This is a genomic window from Enterococcus sp. DIV0756 (assembly GCF_051710745.1).
GTDB lineage: Bacteria > Bacillota > Bacilli > Lactobacillales > Enterococcaceae > Enterococcus_A.
In genome coordinates this window covers 447,478-466,105 of the sequence record NZ_JBIOLF010000002.1, presented here as the reverse complement: position 1 = coordinate 466,105, position 18,628 = coordinate 447,478, and the positions used below count along the sequence as shown (strand labels likewise).

The following is an 18,628-nucleotide window of genomic DNA, read 5'->3' as shown; positions in this document are numbered from 1 at the left end:
GAATAGAATGAAAAAGAATAATTTGAATGCCAAAGAATATGTAGAATCATTAGTCAATCGAGCAAGAATTGCTCAAAAAAAAATAAATTATCTAGATCAAGAAACGGTTGATAACGTTGTTGGGACAATCGCTTATAAACTAACAAGAGCTGAGCTGAAGCATGAACTGGCTGATTTTGCCTTACGTGAAACGGAGTTGGGAGATTACACCTCTAAAATTAATAAGATAGAAAAAAAGGTTAAAGGTGTGTATCGAGACATTAAGCATGAAAAAACGGTAGGTATTATTGAAGAAATACCTGAAAAAGGATTACTGAGAATGGCAAAACCAGTAGGCGTAATTGGTGCAGTCATTCCTAGTACTCAGCCTGAAATGTTACCAATAACTAAAGCGATGTTTGCTTTGAAATGCCGAAATGCGATGGTCTTTTCACCGCATCCCCGGGGGAAACAAACAACCTTAAAAGTCGTTAAGATCATGCGAGGAATTCTGAAAGATTTTGATCTGCCAGAAGATTTACTGGTTTGTACCGAAACGGTTTCTTTAGACGTTACAAACGAAATTATGCGACAAACAGATTTGATTGTTGCGACTGGCGGAGCCGGAATGGTCAAGTCTGCCTATAGCTCTGGAACGCCTGCTTACGGTGTGGGGGCAGGGAATGCAAATCTTTTTGTATCGAAAACAGCGAACCTGGAAGAATCTGCCCGCAATACAATGTTGAGTAAAGTTAGTGATTTAGCGGCTGGTTGTTCATGTGATAATGCGCTTATTATCGAGGATTCTGTATATTCTGAAATGCTTTCTGCACTTGAAAAAGAAGGCGGGTATTTATGTACCGAGTTAGAAAAGGAAAAAATACAAAAAGCGATCTTTCCAGAGTGGCCTAAAAATCATGCATTAAATCGAGATATCGTTGCTAAGCCAGTTCAAGTAATTGCTAAGATTGCTGGGATTGAAATCCCTGAAGAAACGAAATTTATTATGGTCAAAGAAGAAGGCTCCGGGGAAAACTATCCATTGTCTGGTGAAAAAATGTGTCTGGTATTAACTATTTATAAGGCGAAGAATTTACAAGAGGGAATAGACATTATTAATGCGAATCATGCATATTCTGGAGCAGGACATTCTTGTGGCATTTATTCAACAGACCCTTCTGAGATCGAAGAATTTGCTAAACAGACTTTTACCGCAAGAGTAAATGTCAACTTACCAAATAGCTATGTTAATACTGGGGATTGGCAGGCTGGCTATCCATTTTCTGGGTCAATCGGGTGTGGCACTTGGGGCGGCAATATCGTCTCTGAAAATATTTCTTTAAAACATTTTATGAATAATACTTGGATAGCCAATCCGATTGAAGGAGTTTGTCCTTCTGATGATGAGTTATTTGGTGATTTAAACTTGGAGTTTTAGGAGGTAGATTATGAATCAGTCTTTTGAATTTCCTAAAAATGAGATGTTTTATAGTACGGCATTTCAAGCAAAATACCAAGAAAGTTTGTCCTATTATTTGTATATTCCTCATAAATTTGAGCAGACACTCGACAACTATCGTTTGATCGTACTAATCCATGGAACTGAACGAGGAGCAGAAGGCTATCGAAACCGGTTTAAGAAATTTGCTGAATTAACAAACTCTATTATTCTAGCACCGTTATTTCCGGCAAATCCGATCGGACAAAAAGAATTGGCAAATTATAATATTTTAAAAGATGAAACCTATTCTCGGCGGTATGATCGATGGTTGTTAGATATTGTAAAGGAATTAAGGGAAAATTTCCCTATCGAAGATCAGTTTTATCTACATGGTTTTTCCAGCGGAGGCCAATTTGTTCATCGATTCTTCTATCTTTATCCAGAGCTGTTGTCCGCCGTCTCAATTGGCGCACCAGGAACCATCACACTTTTTGATAGTGAAGCGAGCTGGCCGGCAGGAGTAAGGGATATTGAAGAAGCGTTTGATCGAAAAATCTCGTTTTCTGATTTAAAAAAAGTAGCCGTTCAAATTATCGCTGGAGAAAATGACACAGAACCACTTGAGTTAGAATCAGGATTAGCAAGAACGCGAATCGAAAATTGCCGTTTATTGCGAGATGCTTTGAAGCGAAAAGATATACCTGTTGATTTTGAGCTGGTATCAGATGCAGGACACAATGGTTTTCTAATTTTGGATGAGGTTCAAGAATTTTTTCTTGAAAAAATGGAGATGGAGGAGAAAGCATGAGTATGTCTTGTGAAACATGTAAATTAAGAAGCATGGGGGTGGTGAACCGCTGCTTCAATCATGGAGCGTCACCAATCCCTCAAGAAGGAGAGTTTTCAAGTGTCAAAGAAATAAATCAAATTTCAGGCTTTAGTCATTCCGCTGGAACGTGTGCTCCTCAACAGGGCGCATGTAAATTAACGGTTAATGTGAAGCAAGGAATTGTTGAGGAAGCATTAATTGAAACAATAGGCTGCAGCGGGATGACGCAATCTGCAGCGATGGCGGCAGAAATTTTACCTGGAAAGACGCTATTAGAAGCGGTCAACACAGATTTAGTTTGTGATGCAATCAATGTAGCAATGCGTGAAATTACTTTGGCACTGATTTACGGACGAAGTCAGACGGCTTTTTCCCAAAATGGATTGGAAATAGGAAGTGCTTACGACGATCTAGGCGAGACGGTTAGAAGCCAGGTGGGAACCTCTTATGGCAGTAATGCGAAGGGGCCGAGATATCTCGAATTAACAGAAGGGTACGTCACTTCTCTAGGGTTAGACGAAACGAGCAGTATCATCGGCTATAAAAGTATCGATATTGGAAAAATGATGAAGTTGATTTCTGATGGAACAGCTGTTGAAGTAGCTTATCAAGAAGCGATCAATACTTATGGCAGATATAATTCTGCTATAACGTACATTGATCCAAGAAAGGAGTAGCTCATGCCAAATTTCACAAATTATGAAAGCAAAAAGAAAAATATTGAAGCCTTTCTAAGTAAATATGATATCTCTAATTTAGATCAAGCCCGAAAAATCTGTGAAGAACAAGGTTTGGATATTTTCAAGCTAGTAAAAGGTGTACAACCGATTTCCTTCGATGACGCCAGTTGGGCTTATATTGCTGGAGCCGCTGCCGCCATAAAAAAAGGTGAAAAGAAAGTTCAGGAAATTGCCCTGATTCTTGGAGAAGGGTTGCAATCCTTTTGTCTAGATGGCTCAGTTGCTCAGGAGCGAAAAATTGGTATTGGGCATGGAAAGTTAGCTAGTAAGGTTTTAAGTGAAGAAGTCGAATGCTTTGCTTTTTTAGCCGGCCACGAATCCTTCGCCGCGGCAGAAGGAGCATTGGGTATCGCACTTTCCGCAAATAAAGTCAGAAAAAAAGCACTTAGAGTTATTCTAAACGGACTAGGGAAAGATGCTGCACAAATTATCTCAAGGATTAACGGATTTACTTATGTTCGAACACAATTTAATTTTGATACAGGAAAATTGAACATCACAGATAGAATTTCTTATTCAGAAGGTGAAAGAAAGAACATTTTATGCTTTGGTGCTGATGAAATGCGTGAAGGTGTGGCAATTATGGAGCACGAGAATGTGGATGTTTCAATTTCGGGTAATGCCACCAATATGATGAAATTCCAACACCCAGTCGCCGGTGCCTATAAAAAAATCTGTAACGATAATCATAAGGATTATTTTGCGGTTGCCTCTGGCGGTGGGATTGGGCGTACGTTGAATCACGATGAAATCTCCGCAGGACCAGCGTCATACGGAATGACTGATATGATGGCAAGAATGTATGCAGATGCGACTTTTGCCGGATCATCTTCGGTGCCAGCACATGTTGCTATGATGGGATTTATCGGTATGGGAAATAATCCGATCGTTGGAGCGACAGTGAAACTTGCTGTAGAAATAAGTCAAATTTGAAAATGAATGAGAGATGTTGGGATAAGATTTCTAGAGTTTACGGAATGTGTGTGGACGAAATATCCAACAAGATTAAAATTATTTTTACTATAAAACTCAATCATCTATTGATACGCTACCTCTAACTAGGACAAAGAAATAATTAAATCCTAGTTAGGGGGATTTATTATGGGAAAAAGAAGACTGAAGCTCAGTGCTGAAGAACGAGTAATGGTTGTAGAAAAGGTTCTTAATAGAGAAATTGGATTAAAGCAAGCAGCTAAAGAAGTTGGTGTTGACCCGGTTACTATTTTGGATTGGAACGCTATTTATGAAAATGAAGGACCGACTGGATTACTCGCTGCAAAAACGAACAAGTGCTATTCCAAAGAATTGAAATTTGAAGCTGTTCTTGATTATCTGAATGGAACAGATAGTTTAAGAACAGTAGCTAAAAGATATAAATTAAGAAGTAGAACACAACTACGAGACTGGATTAAGAGATATACTACTCATGGAGACTTCAAATCAGAAAGCGGTGGAAGTAAAGTGAGTCAAACGAAAAAATTCAGTTTAGAAGAACGCCTAGAAATGGTGCTTTATTGCATTGCCAACAACTATGATTACAGTGAAACTGCCGTCAAATATCATGTGAAATACACCAATCTCTACAATTGGGTAAAGCGTTATGAAAATAAAGGCAGAGTGGCTGGGTTATTTTTGTACCTTACGGGCAGCTCACAAATGATTGGAAAAAAAGCGGTGTATTTACACCTTTATATTTTTCGTGCTATGTTAAAGGAACAGATTATGTGCGAGCTGTTCGAAGTTTCTTGTTTTAAAAAATTGTTGTTTTAATCGGATAAAGCGAGATATTTTGGTTCATGTCTACCTTGTAGTAGAGTTGCTGTGAATAACGAATAGGAGGTTGTTCCCATGACAGGATTAGTAGAGGCCTTTTTGAAAGAAACTGAAGAAAAAAAGCTGTATGTCTTAGCCGCTCAGATTCGAAAGGATGGACAGATTGTTGATGAATGGAGCAGGTTTCCAGGAAAACCAAGATTTGAGTCCTACTCTATTTCAAAAACGTTTGCGGCTGTTGGTGTTGGGATTGCCATAGAGGAAGGATTGATTTCTTTAGAGGATCGAATCGTAGAGAATTTTCCCGAAGAAAGCTATGATACGACAAATGAAAACGCTTTAAAAATAACTGTTAGGGATTTATTGACGATGACTTCGGGTGTGAGTGAACGAATGCTTCGCAGAGCTGGCTATGAACGGCGATATGAACGAGATTGGGTTCGGTATTTCTTCAAACACGCGCCTTTTGTTTATAAACCGGGAACGACTTTCCGTTACAACAATGTAAATGCGTATCTCCTAGGGGGTCTAATCGAGAAGAAATCGGGGCAGAATTTAAGGGAGTACTTAAGGTATCGTCTTTTTGAACCTCTAGAAATTCATAATGTCGAATGGACTAGCTGCCCACTGGGACACACGATCGCAGGCAATGCGCTGCAATTAAACGTGGATGAAGTAGGGAATTTTGGACAATTTCTACTAAATAAAGGTGTCTATAACGGGAAGCGTCTCTTGTCGGAAGCGTTTATTGACGAAATGGTATTTCCTCATGTTGAAAGTGATGAGTGGACTCCAAACGATCCTCCGATGAAGGCAAGCTATGGGTATCAGATATGGGTTGATCGTGGAAATGATGTCATTTTTATGTGGGGAATTCTTGGGCAATACGGCATTCTAATACCTAAAAAAAATGTGGTGATCAGCGTGTTAGGCCTAGAACCAACCGACGAGATGGGGCATGAGGACTATCCACTCTCTCCGTTGCGGCAGGCGATATGGCAAGAGCTGGTGATGAAAGTATGATGGGGAAAATGAGGATTAAAACGGCTAAAATACCAGACTAAAATCGATCAAATTGTCGAATATAGTGTTCAATCATAGTCATGAGTTATTGCGTTAAGAACAACGCAGTGACTCGTGACTATGATTTTTTAGGTCAAAATCCTTGTATGGGTGTTATGGTCAACGTTAAAAGGTATGCGTATCCACACAACCTGATAGCATCTAGACGTAAAGACCAATGCATGAAAGGACTACTTGCTAGGCGTTTGGGAAGTATTAATTGATCAATAGGGTAATCAAAAAAGGTTGTTTGGAGACTTTTTTCTGTTATTTTTTGGTGTTTTAAGAATTGACATTACAATGGTTATCTCTTGACTATCATTATTATTTAATTGATCTAAATAAATTGGTTTGTAATTCGTGAGGAAAAAGGCGTATGTTGTTGGTGTAGATATCTTAACAAAGAATTATTCCAAACAAAGATATCAGTTTTACTATTCGCAACCTATTTAGCTCAAAAAAATAGCAATAGAGCGGTTTAGCAGAATGATATTCGGCGTGAGGATCAACCAAAAAACGAACAAGGAGGAAACCCAGTTGCAAGAATACGGCATCACGAACCAAAATCTATTCACGCTATCACGGCAAACCGTCGAAAAACGGATTCGTAAATTTTACCATGAAACAAAAGATGGCACGGCCACCATCGAACTGTTGATTGCGCTGCAAGTGCGGGCGGAACTTTGCGAATCAGAATTCAAGAGTGTTCTGAGGGGATTGGCGAATTATATTTTCTTAAAAACACGATCGACTGCAGCGATGCGTCGCTATTATATTTATTTTATTGATTATTTTGGAAAGAACGAATGGCAATTATTGACTGCCAAGTTATTCCCAGCGCAAACCTATGTCGCTGAAGAGTCTGAGGAATTAGTTAGTCAACGGACGAATGAACCGTTAATGGGATTCGGTGAATCATGAGCGTGCTTCCTAGACGAGGTGGAGAAGAAATAAAAAACGAAAGGAAGAAAACTTAAAAATGAAAACGATTACGTTGGATGCGGAATTTGCTGATGAAAATGGCAGGTCCCATCATTTAAAATTAAAGCAGTTTGATCCGACAAAAACTGCGGATCAAATCAAAGCAGCCTTAACTAAATTAACTAAGCTGAATTTGTTTGAAAAAGACGGAGTGGCTTTGTTCAAGAAAGTCTTGCATGCAAGAATCATCGTGCAAGAAGTCCAAACGCTATTTGATGATCGAGAAGAGAACGCAGCTGATGATCCAATGGCTGTTATGTTGGAGTCAGCTGGAACAGAACCAGTGGTGGAATCACCGTCTGTAAAGGAAGAACCACAGCCGAGGTCTGTCAAAAATACAGGACAAGTCCGCTTTCCTGAAGACTTTACGATTACCGAAGTGCATCCGAAATCAGGCTGGCTGATCAAAACAATCGAATTACCTCCAAGTGTTCATCCGCAGGATATCAATGAAAATCAGGCCATGATGATGATTCAAGCTTGTTTGCCGTCCGGTGTCGTTTCGGTAGAAGACCTCGTATTGGACGACGAATCTACGCCAGCCAAGCTGATCATTACTGCGAGATATGAGGAGGAAGTGAAAGAAGCAATTGTCTCCGCAAACAAAGAATCGCCGCCGGAAAAACCTAAGAAGAAACGCAAACGGCTGCTTAATCGTATGCGTAAACGAGAATAAACAGCCGAGTTCTGCCTCATCGAAAATCCAACGTTGGTATGAGGGGGAATAATCAGCATTGAAAAGTTGAAAGCAAATTTTTAAGCCCGCAAACGTTGCGGGCTATTTGTCGTGGAGTCATTTATTTATTAGATGGTAATAAGGGAACAGCGGATAATAAACAGTCTCGCTCTCACTTATAGTGAAAAAATCCACATATAAGATAGAGCGTTTTCAAAAGAAAAAATCGTTTCAAAGTGTTTCAAAATGAAATAGATATTTCATTTTGAATGCTGTTTTTGATGGTTTGACACGCGTTAAGGCTGAATATGTATGGGATTTCACATTGGCACGCTACTTGCTTCTAATTAAGTAAAAGAAGGAGGCGTTTTTTAATGGAGTTAGATATTCTTATTAAAAATGGACGCGTGTATGACACTTCGTCCAATACAGATGAAGTAAAAAGTGTAGGGGTGAAAAGAAATAAGATCGTTGATATTTCTGGTGTCGATGAATCCTCATTAACCGCTGAGCGAGTGATTGATGCAGAAGGGTGCTATGTATTTCCAGGCTTGATTGATTTTCATGCCCATGTATTTTATAACGGCGCACCAATCTGTGTGGAACCGAATTCCTCATTTTTACCAAATGGTGTTACCTCTGTGGTTGATGCGGGGAGTGCTGGCTGGGGAAATTATCGAAGCTTTTATAATTCGATTATTACGCCGAGTGTGGTTCGTATCAAGAGTTATCTGAATGTCGTGAATGTTGGATTGGCAACGTTAGGCGGAGGTCCTACTGGCTATTTGGAAAACATTGATCCGAAAAACTTTAACCGCGATAAGATTATTCAAACGTTTGATGAGTACAAACATAATCTAATCGGCTTGAAATTACGCTTCAGTAAGGACTTATTGGAAGATAGAAACCTGTATATGGAACCATTGATTGAAACGATTAAGATCGCTGAAGAGATCGGCTGTCCGATTTGTGTCCATACAACGGACCCAGTGATTGATGCTGGGGAATTAGCAGAGTACTTCCGACCAGGAGACATTTACGCGCACATCTATCATGGGGTTGGCAACATCGCTTTAGACAAAGACGGTAAAGTTTTAGACAAAATCAAAGATGCTCGTGAACGCGGCGTAATCTTCGACTCATCTAACGGTGTCGCTCACTTTGACTTCGATGTAGCCTACAAAGCAATTGAAGACGGCTTCTTGCCAGATGTTATTAGTACGGACTGCACATGTAAAAACTGCTACAACCCATCAAAAGTGGTGAACCTGCCATTTATCATGTCGAAATACTTGAACATGGGCTTATCAATGAAAGACATCATGAAGGCTGTAACGACTACGCCAGCGAAAATCATGGGTCTTGAAGGCGAGATCGGAACATTGGCACCTGGCGCGAGCGCAGATATCTCCATCTTTAAGATCATCGATAAGGAAACGATCTTTGAAGATACGGTTGGAAAAACGATGACTGGAAAACAATTATTCAAGAATCAATTAACTGTCCGAAATGGAACCGTTGTATTTAGACAAATTGATTTTTAGGCCGATAGGGGGAAGCGCTCGATGTTAAATAGGAAAACAATTATAAAGTTAGCGGTGGTGCTGGCAATTCCAGTGATTTTGTGGAACATTCCAGCTCCATCTGGATTAGAAGTTGACACCTGGCACTTAGTAGCTGTTTACATTGGCTTGTTAGCTGGTCTAGTTATTCGACCAATGTCAGAGCCAGTGATCACTTTAATCATTATTGGTTTTGGCATCATGTTCATGGAGCCGGCAACACTTTTAATCGGCTATAGCGACAGCATGGCCTGGTTCTTGGCAACGGTAACAATTGTTTGTACTGCCTTTGTGAAAACCGGTTTGGGTCGCCGGATGGCGTATATTTTGTTAGGACGTTCGGGAAATTCAACTTTGGGCTTGGGCTACTTGATGATGCTGACCGACTTGATTTTTAGTCCGGCGACCGGTTCTAACACTTCACGGACGACGATCATTTATCCGATCTTCCGTAATATCGCGGAAGGGGTAGATTCTTATCCTGATAAGAATCCAAGAAAATTGGGTGGCTATTTAACCATGCTTTCATACGTTGTTTCACAAAGTACCTCCGCTTTATTCTTGACTGGGATGGCCACCAACGCTATTACGGCTTCATTAGCTTTAGAAATGTTGGATATTCAATTAACTTGGGGAACGTGGTTTATGGCTTCAGTTGTGCCAGCGGGGTTAGTTTTATTAGCTGGACCATTTGTGGTGTACAAGCTGTATAAGCCAGAATTAACTGAATTGACGGATGTGAAGATTCAAGCCAAAGAAAATCTGAAAAAAATGGGCAAGGTAACGTCGGCTGAAAAGAAATTATTTGTCATCTTTATCTTCGCTGTTTTAGCCTGGATGTTTGGTCCAAAGATAACCTTTTTGGCCTTAGGCACACAAAATGTCGGCTTTGTCTTCTTAGCACTAGTCTTAATCACCGGTATTTTAAATTGGGATGATGTGATCGGTGCGAAAGCTGCCTGGAATATTTTCGTTTGGTACGGTGCCTTTTACGGTGTTGCGACTGGTTTAGCGAATGCTGGTTTCTACACTTGGCTGGCTGATTTGCTAAAGAAAATTTTGGATCTATCTAGTGTCAATGGCCTCGTGGTCACATATGTTCTAGTGCTGGCAAGTCTAGCGGTACGTTACTTCTTTGTGTCGAATAGTGCTTTCGTGGCGTCTTTCTTCCCAGTAATTTTCGCAATCGCGATGGGGACACAAGCAGATTTGATGGTTCTAACGTTGTTGTTGGCCTTCTTTGCCAGCTACGGTTCATGGCTAACCCATTACGGAAATGGCGCTGGTTTAATCGCTTTTGCTTCAAATTATGTTTCACAAAAAGAGTTTTGGAAGATCGGCACAATTATGGTAGGGGTAGCACTAATTATATTCACCGTTGTTGGTCTGCCGTATTGGAAATTAATCGGACTTTGGTAAGGAGAGAAAAAATATGGGATGGAAAGTATTATTACCTCAAGAAATCATGGAAGAGGGTCGCGACTACTTAGAAAGTCGTGGACATGAGTTAATTACAGGTTCAGGAATGGAAACGGAAGATATTATTCGCGACATTAAAGGCATTGATGCCATGGTGGTTCGTTTATCTAAAATTACCCGCGAAGTTTTTGAAGCAGCGGATAAATTAAAAGTCATCGTTCGTCACGGTGCCGGCTTTGATACCGTTGATTTAGAAGCGGCAAAAGATCATGGGGTACAAGTCTTGTATTGCCCGACAGCGAACTCTACATCCGTTGCGGAAACCGCAGTCTTCTACATGCTTTACTGCTCACGCAACTTTACAAAAGTGAAGAACACGTTCATTGAAGATTATTACAAAGCAAAATTACGTACACCAAAATCTGAATTAGATGGTAAAACAGTCGGTATTATCGGCTGCGGAAATATTGGCTCACGCGTCGCAGAAAAATGCCGCGATGCTTTCCACATGAAAGTGTTGGCTTACGATCCTTACAAACCAGCCAAAGATTTCCCAGAAGGGGTGGAAGTCGTTCGTGATATCAATCGCATCTTTAAAGAGTCTGATTTTGTCTCGATGCATTGTCCAACAACTACAGTAACCAAAGAATTTGTCGGCAAAGAGCAATTTGAAATGATGAAACCAACGGCCTTCTTCATTAACACTGCCCGCGGCATGGTCGTCAATGAAAAAGAATTGTACGAAGCCTGCAAAAATAATGTGATCGCCGCAGCTGGCTTGGATGTCTTGCAGCTAGAACCAGTTGATCCAGAAAACCCAATTCTTTACTTGGATAACGTCGTTGTAGCACCCCATATCGGAGCCGCTACTGTCGAAGCAACCAATCGTGCCTCTCTGCATTCAGCAATGGGGATTGTTGAAGTGGCAGAAGGAAAAGAACCGAGCTGGCCAGTGAAAGCAATTGATTGGGATTCTGCAACGATTTACACTGATTTGAAGGAGGAAAAGACCGCATGTCCATTGGAAACCGCGTCTATTTAAAAAGAGAGTTACCAGAAAAAGGGTTAGTTGAACGCTTTAGAGAGTTACCTGCCGCAAACGTTGCGGATTGCATGTCGCGAACCTCTGCTTTGTCACCAGAAATCAAGCTGCAATCATCGCCAGAAAAAAGAATGTGCGGTGTTGCGCTGACCGTAAAGGCGCGCGCAGGCGATAATTTGATGCTGCATCAAGCCTTAAATATGGCGCAAGAAGGGGATGTCATCATCCTTTCCAATGAAGGCGATCGTTCACGCGCAATCATGGGAGAGATCATGTACCGTTACCTTGCGGATTTTAAAAAGGTTGCAGGGATTGTGATTGATGGACCAATCCGAGATCTCGATGTGATTGCGTATGAAAAATGCCCGATTTATGCGACTGGATCAACACCTGCGGGGCCATTCAAGGAAGGCCCTGGAGAAGTGAATACACCGATTTCAATCGGCAATATCGTAGTTCAACCAGGTGATATCATTCTAGGTGATCGAGATGGGGTAATCGTCATTTCAAAAGAAGATGCGCCGAATTTAATCGATCAAGCAGAAAAAAATGCCGAGGCTGACAGTGCGAAGGTTCAGAAAGCATCCTCTGGTTCAGCCGATCGATCATGGGTAGATCGAACATTGGAATCCAAAGACGTAGCGTTTATTGACTCCCCGTATTGCTAAGGAGACAAAAAAACGTATTTTAGCAATCCAATATAAAAGTATAGCAAGCAGAAACGGCGTAGAGCTAAGCCGTTTCTGCTTTTTTTTGTTCGTAACCTCCACACACCAAAGGGTTTAAGCCTACTAGTAGCGCCAGTTTGCCTGAAAATGAGCAGACAGAGTAATCCTGCCATTTCTCAAAATCATTTCTGGTGCAGTCGCGCATTTTGCTCCTGCGATTAAAGAAGAACGTCTGCTAGAGGTACAATAACGAATAGAAAGCTACGTAGATTTACCTACTCTTGACAGTGTGAGAATAGGTCTTTATAATATGTCGTATAGACATGTTTGAAAGGAGTGAGGGAATGTTTGACTACCTTGTAATTGGTATGGTTCTCCACGAAGAATTAACTGGCTATGACATCAAAAAACGAATTGAACAAGGAATAGGTCATTTGTATAAGGTGAGCCACGGTCAGCTATATCCGGCTTTGAAAAAGCTAACTGCTAAAGGCTATCTGACTATGAACGAGCAGATGCAGGGGAAAATGCTTAAAAAATACTATATGGCAACGGAGGCTGGCAAGGCAGTGTTTTTAGATTGGCTTTCAGCACCCTTTGACCCAAACACTGACGGAGACAACTATCTGGTAAAAATCTTTCTGCTCGGTGAATTGCCGAAGGAAATACGCACGAAACGACTACAAGAGTATGAGTTTTACACACAGCAGTTATTGGGGCAACTGCAAGTCGTGGAAAAGCAGTTATCCACCGAAAATCTAAGTGATAGGGAATACTTTGAGCTTTCAGCATTTTACTTTAGCTATCAGCTCTTGCAAAACACGACACACTGGATTCAATATATTAAGGAGGAAAGGCCGCTTGCGGGGTTCTTACAGAATGAGGGTGATTAGCTATGTTTACGCAAGCTATTAAAGTAGAAAACCTGACAAAATCTTATAAGGATAATCACGTCTTAAAAGAGGTTAGTTTCACCGTGCCGAAGGGGAAGATTTTTGCTCTACTAGGCTCTAACGGTGCAGGGAAAACAACAATCATTAAAATAATGGCAACTCTTCTACGTCCCGATGGTGGGAGTATAGAAATATGCGGCTGTGATGTTGTCAAGCAACCCGAACAGGTGCGCGCATGCATCAGTCTTACCGGCCAATTTGCTGCGGTAGACGAGCTTTTGACAGGCCGCGAAAATCTATGGATCATCGGAGAGCTGCGGCATTTGCCGGATAAGAATAAGCAAGGGGAAAAATTGTTGGAGCTTTTTCGTCTGACGACTGCAGCCGATAAGCCGGTGTCGACCTATTCGGGCGGTATGCGACGCAGATTGGACATCGCTATGAGCATGATGGGGCAGTCCCCTGTTGTATTTTTGGACGAACCGACATCAGGGCTTGATCCACAAAACCGGCTGGCAATGTGGGAGATTATACAATCAATGGCAGCCAATGGCACAACAGTATTTCTGACGACGCAATATTTAGACGAAGCGGAATACTTAGCTGACCATATCGTAGTTTTGCATGAAGGGGTAATCATTGCGGACGGCACATCAGAAGAACTAAAAGAAAAAATACCACAAGGCATTATACAAATTCAATTCAGAAACGAGCTGGAGTTGGCAAAGGCATTAGAATTACTTAGTGAGTACGCAAGTTACGGCGGTGATCGTGAGTACACACTAGATATTCAAACAGACGGTGGTGCAATGCAGTTTGCGGATATTCTAAATCGTCTTAATCAGAGTAATGTTGAAATGGTGAGGTTCGCTCCCAAGCAGCCCACACTGGAAGATGCTTTTCTTACATTGATTGGAGAAAAGAAGGGAGGATAAACCTATGCGACAAGGGTTACTATTACGCGATTCAAAAACAATGTTTGTACGCAGTTTGAAGCTGTCTTTTCGGCATCCGAGTACAATCGGATTATCTCTTTTGATGCCAGCAACACTGTTAGCGGTGTTTGTGTATGTGTTTGGTGGGGCAATGGATGTAGGCGGTTACAGCGTTGTTGACTATATCGTACCAGGGATTATTCTGCTGACCATCGGACAAGGTGCGCCCTCAATTTCTGTCAGACTAACTAACGATGTCGCAAAAGGAGTGATTGACCGCTTTCGCACCATGCCGATTGCCCAATCATCCCTATTGGTAGGGCATGTAGCGGCAACAGTTTTGCAGAGCATCGTGACTACAGCGATTGCAGTTCTCGTTTCGATTTTGGTGGGCTTCCGGTCGCAGGCTGGATTAGCTGGGTGGCTCATAGTTGCGGGCATTGTGGTGTTGTATATCATAATGATGATGTGGCTGGCAGTATTGATTGGCATGTACGCCAAAACTGCGGAAGAAGCGTCCGGGCTAATGACCCTGATTGGTGTACTGCCGTTTTTAAGTTCGGGATTTGTGCCGACAGAAACTATGCCGCCTATACTTCGCATTTTTGCGGAAAACCAGCCAATGACATCAATCATAGACACGGTTCGTTCTCTGCTCCTAAATGAACCACTATCGGAGAAGACACTGTGTACAGCGCTACTTTGGTGTGTTGGATTAGCCATTGTATTTTGGGTAGCTGCACTTCATATGTACAAGCGTAAAACAACAGAGTAATCATTATGAGCCAGTGTCATCTGTATGCACTGATGACACTCTGCTTCGCGGACTTGGCAGCACAAAGTGAGCAAGTCGCGAAGCCTTTCTTATTGCCGCTATTCGAGATGATAGCGTTTGATTTTGCGCCATAGGGTAGATTTACTGATTTTTAGTTCCTTTGCGGTCAAGGTTTTGTTGTTGTTGAAGCGAATCAAGGTGCGGGCGATTAATTCCTTCTCGTTCTCTGGAATAGACGTCGCTTCGTTTGCAGGGATTGTTTTCTTCAAACGAGGTTCGTTGTTTAAAATGTCGCGAACAAGCTCGTCATCAATGGTGGCATTATCACTTAATACAACTAGACGTTCAGTGATATTTTCCAATTGGCGAATATTTCCCGGAAATTCATACGTCGACAATAACTGAATCGCAGAGGATGAAATTTTTAACGGCTTTTTTGACCGGCCAAGGAAATAAAGTACCAATTCATTGATATCTGTTGCTCGATCGCGCAACGGTGGGATCGTTAACTGAAGAACGGCCAACCGATAGTATAAGTCCTCGCGAAAATCTCCTTCCTCCACCATGGAAATCAGCTGACGATTGGTAGCAGAAATGATTCGCACATCCACAGGGATCGATTTTGTATCACCGATACGCGTGATTTCTTTTTCCTGTAACACACGCAAGAGTTTGGCCTGGAAGTTCAAGGAAACCTCACCGATTTCATCTAAGAAAATCGTGCCTTTATGGGCGGCTTCAAAAAGACCGGCTTTTCCTTCGGTCATGGCTCCGGTGAAGGCGCCTTTCACATAGCCGAAAAGTTCACTTTCTAAGATATTCTCCGATAGCGAGGCACAATTAATTGCGATGAACGGTCCGTTTCTGCGGGGTGAACGGTTGTGGATGCTTTGCGCAAACAATTCTTTTCCCGTTCCGGATTCTCCGTTAATCAGCACCACAGATTCGGTTTCCGCATACCGCTTTGCCATTTTGATGACTGCTAACAATTCGGGACTCGATCCAATCAAACTATCAAAAGTACGGCGGGCCACAGTAATTTTTGTGGAGAGCTTCGTTCGGACATCGCCTTCCTTTACTTGCAGCTCATCAAGCTTTTCAAAGGATGCCAAGAAGCCGATTGTCTCGGATTCAATCATGATGGGCGAAAGATTAAAGATCAAGTTTTGATGATTGACGGTGAGGAGCTGGTTAATCAGATTGTCGTTTGATTCCGCGGCTTCATTGATTTTCTCTACAAGGGTGGTTTCAATGAAGGAGTCTAAGTCATTTTCTAAAAACAATTTGGCCTTCTTGTTGATATAATTGATTTTTTTATCCATCGAGATCGCGATCATTCCCGTATCGGTTGCTTCTAAAATCGCGCTGATGAAGGATTGATTTTTTTGCTTTTCCTTATCTAGCTGGACCAAATGCATCGCTTCGGATAATGCGGTTTTTATCGACCCTGGTTCTACCAGAATATCAATGGAGTGTGCACCGAGCCTTTTAGCCACATCTTCGGTTGCCTTTCCACCAATAAAAACATCAATTCCCTGATTGAACAATTCCTCTACTTTTTTAGGAATATCATTGAGGGTGTTGATTGTTGGGATGAGCATTTGATTGTCGGTGATGGTTTGAAAAGCACTCGTTTGGTCACGTATAATATCGGTGGATATGAAGGCGATGTTCTCTGAAAGCGACCGAGCTTGTTGAAAAGAGTAGTAGATATCTTCAAACGTATAGCGAACATCCACGATAGGGAGTGTCAAACGTTCTCTTAAAAACTGGACATTGTAGCCGCGGGTGACAATGACGTAAACCTTGTGTCGTTGAATGTATTCTTGAATCTGTTCAAAATACTGCTCTCCTGAGGTCTCGATGATTTGGAACTGCCGACCTAGTTCCTGCATCACCAGACGGGTCTGCTTCGAAAAATTCTCAGAAGGAGAGACGATGAGTATATTTTCAGTCTTCATAAAATCTCCTTTTTGTTTCATTTTACACGATAGGGTTTCAAAATGAAATGCGTTAAATAGCGAATGTTTTTTGACACAGACAGTTAGTTGAAGGGAAATAGCGAATTAACAAAAAGGCATGGGGTCAAATAAATGATCCCATGCCTTTTGCTGATATTCGGCGTTCCAGAATGAAGTCTTTTTAGTGAACTGAACAGGAAATCTGATGCTCCTCAAAGATCGCTTTAAAGTAATCCAAATCTTCCGTATGAAGCTGAGGGATATCGTGCATCGTGTACTCTCGTTCAAGATAGTCGTATTTCTTTTCTCCAAATTGATGAAAAGGCAGCAGCTCGACTGTAGTGATCCCCATCTGATTAAAAAGCTGAGCAAACGCTTCAGCATTTGCTTCTCCGTCATTATAGTTCGGGATGACCGGGATTCTTACTACTAGGTTCGGATGTTCGTTGAGGGCGTAGGTTAAATTATTCAAGATAGGCTTCAATGAGACTCCCGTTCCTTTTTTATGTTCGTTCTCATCATGGTGCTTCACATCGAAGTATAAAATATCGACTTGTTCAATATATTTTTTAAAAACTTCGGATCTAGCGAAGCCCGTTGTTTCGCTGGCAGTATGAATGCCTTTTACTTTTAGCTGTCGAAGCAATTCGGTGGCGAATTCTGCCTGATAAAGGACTTCGCCACCAGATAAGGTGACCCCGCCGCCAGACTCTTCATAGAACGGTTCATCCTTCATCACTTCATCAATAATTTCATCTAAGGTTTTGTATTCACCAACGGTAGTGACAGCTTTCTTTTGGTTATCCCACATGTTTTCTGGCTTGCCATCTTGTGACTCAGGGTTTGAGCACCAGTAGCATTTCAACGGGCAGCCTTTGAAAAATACGACGGTTCGGATACCCGGACCATCATGAATACTAAATTTTTGGATATTGAAGATACACGCTTTGTCATTCATGGTAAGGCTCCTTTCCTAGCTCACTTGTATTTTAGCAAATAATATTGTTTTCGTAAATAAAATATATTACGTACGAAACTTAATGGTTTTAAAATATTGTTGCATGACAGGAAATATGGTAATCTAAAAGGGATAGAGGAGGTTGACTATGACAAGGGAAGAAGAAATTATTTCGATAGTAAGCCAAAAGAAGAAAATTGAAGTAAATGAGCTATCGGAATTACTAAACGTGTCGAAAGTAACCATTCGAAAAGATCTCGATAAATTAGAATCAAGAGGCCTTTTGCATCGCCAGCACGGGTTTGCGTTATTAAATAATATGGATGATATCAACTATAGATTGGCGCAAAATTACGATTTAAAACGGAAAATTGCCTTAGAGGCAAGTAAAATCGTTAATGACGGCGACGTGGTCATGATCGAATCTGGCTCCACTTGTGCGCTGTTAGCAGAAGAATTGGCTTTCAATCGAAATGATATTACGATCATTACGAATTCATGTTTCATTGCTTCTTATATAAGAAAAGCAGACTCAGTGAAGGTAATCTTAATCGGTGGCGAGTATCAAAAGGATTCTCAGGTTAATGTCGGACCATTAGTGAAGCAAGTGATCAGTGAGTTTTACGTGGATAAGCTATTTGTCGGGATCGATGGTTTTGATCTGAAACGAGGATTCACCGGCAGCGATATCACGAGATGCGACACGACTAGAACCTTAGCAACCGCGGCGGAGCACACGATTGTCTTAACGGATTCCAGCAAATTTACTCAAAACGGCGTGGTATCTGAGTTTGGATTTAATGAGATTAGCAAAGTTTTTACCGATTCCGGGATTGAAGCCTCCACGCGCACTTTCCTAAATGAGAACCAGATCGATGTTATCACTGTGAAGTAAGCGTTAATTGACGCTATTTTTGTGGAGTAAGAATCAAAG

18 protein-coding genes are annotated in these 18,628 nt (G+C 41.4%); 16 read left to right on the top strand and 2 right to left on the bottom strand.

The window, feature by feature from the left end:
• Window positions 1-7: 7 nt before the first annotated feature.
• From IGI44_RS18690 to IGI44_RS18620, 15 genes are all read left to right on the top strand, one after another.
• Entirely contained in the window at window positions 8-1,417 is a 1,410-nt protein-coding gene (locus IGI44_RS18690; RefSeq protein WP_438789445.1) for an aldehyde dehydrogenase family protein, read from the top strand.
• Between the two features lie 10 nt (window positions 1,418-1,427).
• On the top strand, window positions 1,428-2,228 hold the full coding sequence (locus IGI44_RS18685) for a hypothetical protein (RefSeq protein WP_438789444.1): 801 nt from the start codon (window positions 1,428-1,430) through the stop codon (window positions 2,226-2,228).
• The gene (locus tag IGI44_RS18680; protein ID WP_438789443.1) at window positions 2,225-2,926 is read left to right on the top strand and encodes a hypothetical protein; all 702 of its coding nucleotides are present in this window, start codon (window positions 2,225-2,227) and stop codon (window positions 2,924-2,926) included. The genes IGI44_RS18685 and IGI44_RS18680 overlap by 4 nt, the downstream gene beginning before the upstream one ends.
• Before the next feature lie 3 nt (window positions 2,927-2,929).
• Complete coding sequence (locus IGI44_RS18675; RefSeq protein ID WP_438789442.1) at window positions 2,930-3,922, top strand: GGGtGRT protein; 993 nt, start codon at window positions 2,930-2,932, stop codon at window positions 3,920-3,922.
• Window positions 3,923-4,090: 168 nt separating this feature from the next.
• Window positions 4,091-4,759 (top strand): helix-turn-helix domain-containing protein, encoded by a 669-nt coding sequence (locus IGI44_RS18670; RefSeq protein WP_438789441.1) that lies wholly within the window; start codon window positions 4,091-4,093, stop codon window positions 4,757-4,759.
• Window positions 4,760-4,837: 78 nt separating this feature from the next.
• Complete coding sequence (locus IGI44_RS18665) at window positions 4,838-5,785, top strand: serine hydrolase domain-containing protein (RefSeq protein WP_438789440.1); 948 nt, start codon at window positions 4,838-4,840, stop codon at window positions 5,783-5,785.
• Window positions 5,786-6,361: 576 nt separating this feature from the next.
• Window positions 6,362-6,745 carry a hypothetical protein gene (locus IGI44_RS18660; protein ID WP_438789439.1) on the top strand — a complete coding sequence of 128 codons (384 nt, stop codon included), beginning with the start codon at window positions 6,362-6,364 and terminating at the stop codon, window positions 6,743-6,745.
• A 58-nt stretch (window positions 6,746-6,803) separates the two neighbouring features.
• Complete coding sequence (locus IGI44_RS18655) at window positions 6,804-7,481, top strand: DUF2922 family protein (RefSeq protein WP_438789438.1); 678 nt, start codon at window positions 6,804-6,806, stop codon at window positions 7,479-7,481.
• 374 nt (window positions 7,482-7,855) lie between these two features.
• Window positions 7,856-9,025 (top strand): metallo-dependent hydrolase, encoded by a 1,170-nt coding sequence (locus IGI44_RS18650; protein WP_438789437.1) that lies wholly within the window; start codon window positions 7,856-7,858, stop codon window positions 9,023-9,025.
• A gap of 21 nt (window positions 9,026-9,046) precedes the next feature.
• Window positions 9,047-10,462 carry a DASS family sodium-coupled anion symporter gene (locus tag IGI44_RS18645; protein ID WP_438789436.1) on the top strand — a complete coding sequence of 472 codons (1,416 nt, stop codon included), beginning with the start codon at window positions 9,047-9,049 and terminating at the stop codon, window positions 10,460-10,462.
• 13 nt (window positions 10,463-10,475) lie between these two features.
• Window positions 10,476-11,504, top strand: coding sequence for a hydroxyacid dehydrogenase (locus IGI44_RS18640; RefSeq protein ID WP_438789435.1), 1,029 nt, complete (start codon window positions 10,476-10,478; stop codon window positions 11,502-11,504).
• Window positions 11,477-12,172 carry an RraA family protein gene (locus tag IGI44_RS18635; RefSeq protein ID WP_438789434.1) on the top strand — a complete coding sequence of 232 codons (696 nt, stop codon included), beginning with the start codon at window positions 11,477-11,479 and terminating at the stop codon, window positions 12,170-12,172. Before IGI44_RS18640 ends, IGI44_RS18635 begins: the two co-directional genes overlap by 28 nt.
• Window positions 12,173-12,516: 344 nt before the next feature.
• On the top strand, window positions 12,517-13,065 hold the full coding sequence (locus IGI44_RS18630; protein WP_438789433.1) for a PadR family transcriptional regulator: 549 nt from the start codon (window positions 12,517-12,519) through the stop codon (window positions 13,063-13,065).
• Between the two features lie 2 nt (window positions 13,066-13,067).
• The gene (locus IGI44_RS18625) at window positions 13,068-14,000 is read left to right on the top strand and encodes an ATP-binding cassette domain-containing protein (protein WP_438789432.1); all 933 of its coding nucleotides are present in this window, start codon (window positions 13,068-13,070) and stop codon (window positions 13,998-14,000) included.
• Window positions 14,001-14,004: 4 nt separating this feature from the next.
• The gene (locus IGI44_RS18620; RefSeq protein ID WP_438789431.1) at window positions 14,005-14,775 is read left to right on the top strand and encodes an ABC transporter permease; all 771 of its coding nucleotides are present in this window, start codon (window positions 14,005-14,007) and stop codon (window positions 14,773-14,775) included.
• Between the two features lie 98 nt (window positions 14,776-14,873).
• On the opposite strand, the gene IGI44_RS18615 is transcribed toward IGI44_RS18620, so the two are convergent.
• Both IGI44_RS18615 and IGI44_RS18610 read right to left on the bottom strand, forming a co-directional pair.
• The gene (locus IGI44_RS18615) at window positions 14,874-16,736 is read right to left on the bottom strand and encodes a sigma 54-interacting transcriptional regulator (protein WP_438789430.1); all 1,863 of its coding nucleotides are present in this window, start codon (window positions 16,734-16,736) and stop codon (window positions 14,874-14,876) included.
• 181 nt (window positions 16,737-16,917) lie between these two features.
• Window positions 16,918-17,694 carry a glycyl-radical enzyme activating protein gene (locus tag IGI44_RS18610; protein ID WP_438789429.1) on the bottom strand — a complete coding sequence of 259 codons (777 nt, stop codon included), beginning with the start codon at window positions 17,692-17,694 and terminating at the stop codon, window positions 16,918-16,920.
• 148 nt (window positions 17,695-17,842) lie between these two features.
• Here IGI44_RS18610 and IGI44_RS18605 point away from each other — a divergent pair, with 148 nt between their 5' ends.
• Entirely contained in the window at window positions 17,843-18,589 is a 747-nt protein-coding gene (locus IGI44_RS18605) for a DeoR/GlpR family DNA-binding transcription regulator (protein ID WP_438789428.1), read from the top strand.
• Window positions 18,590-18,628 lie beyond the last annotated feature (39 nt).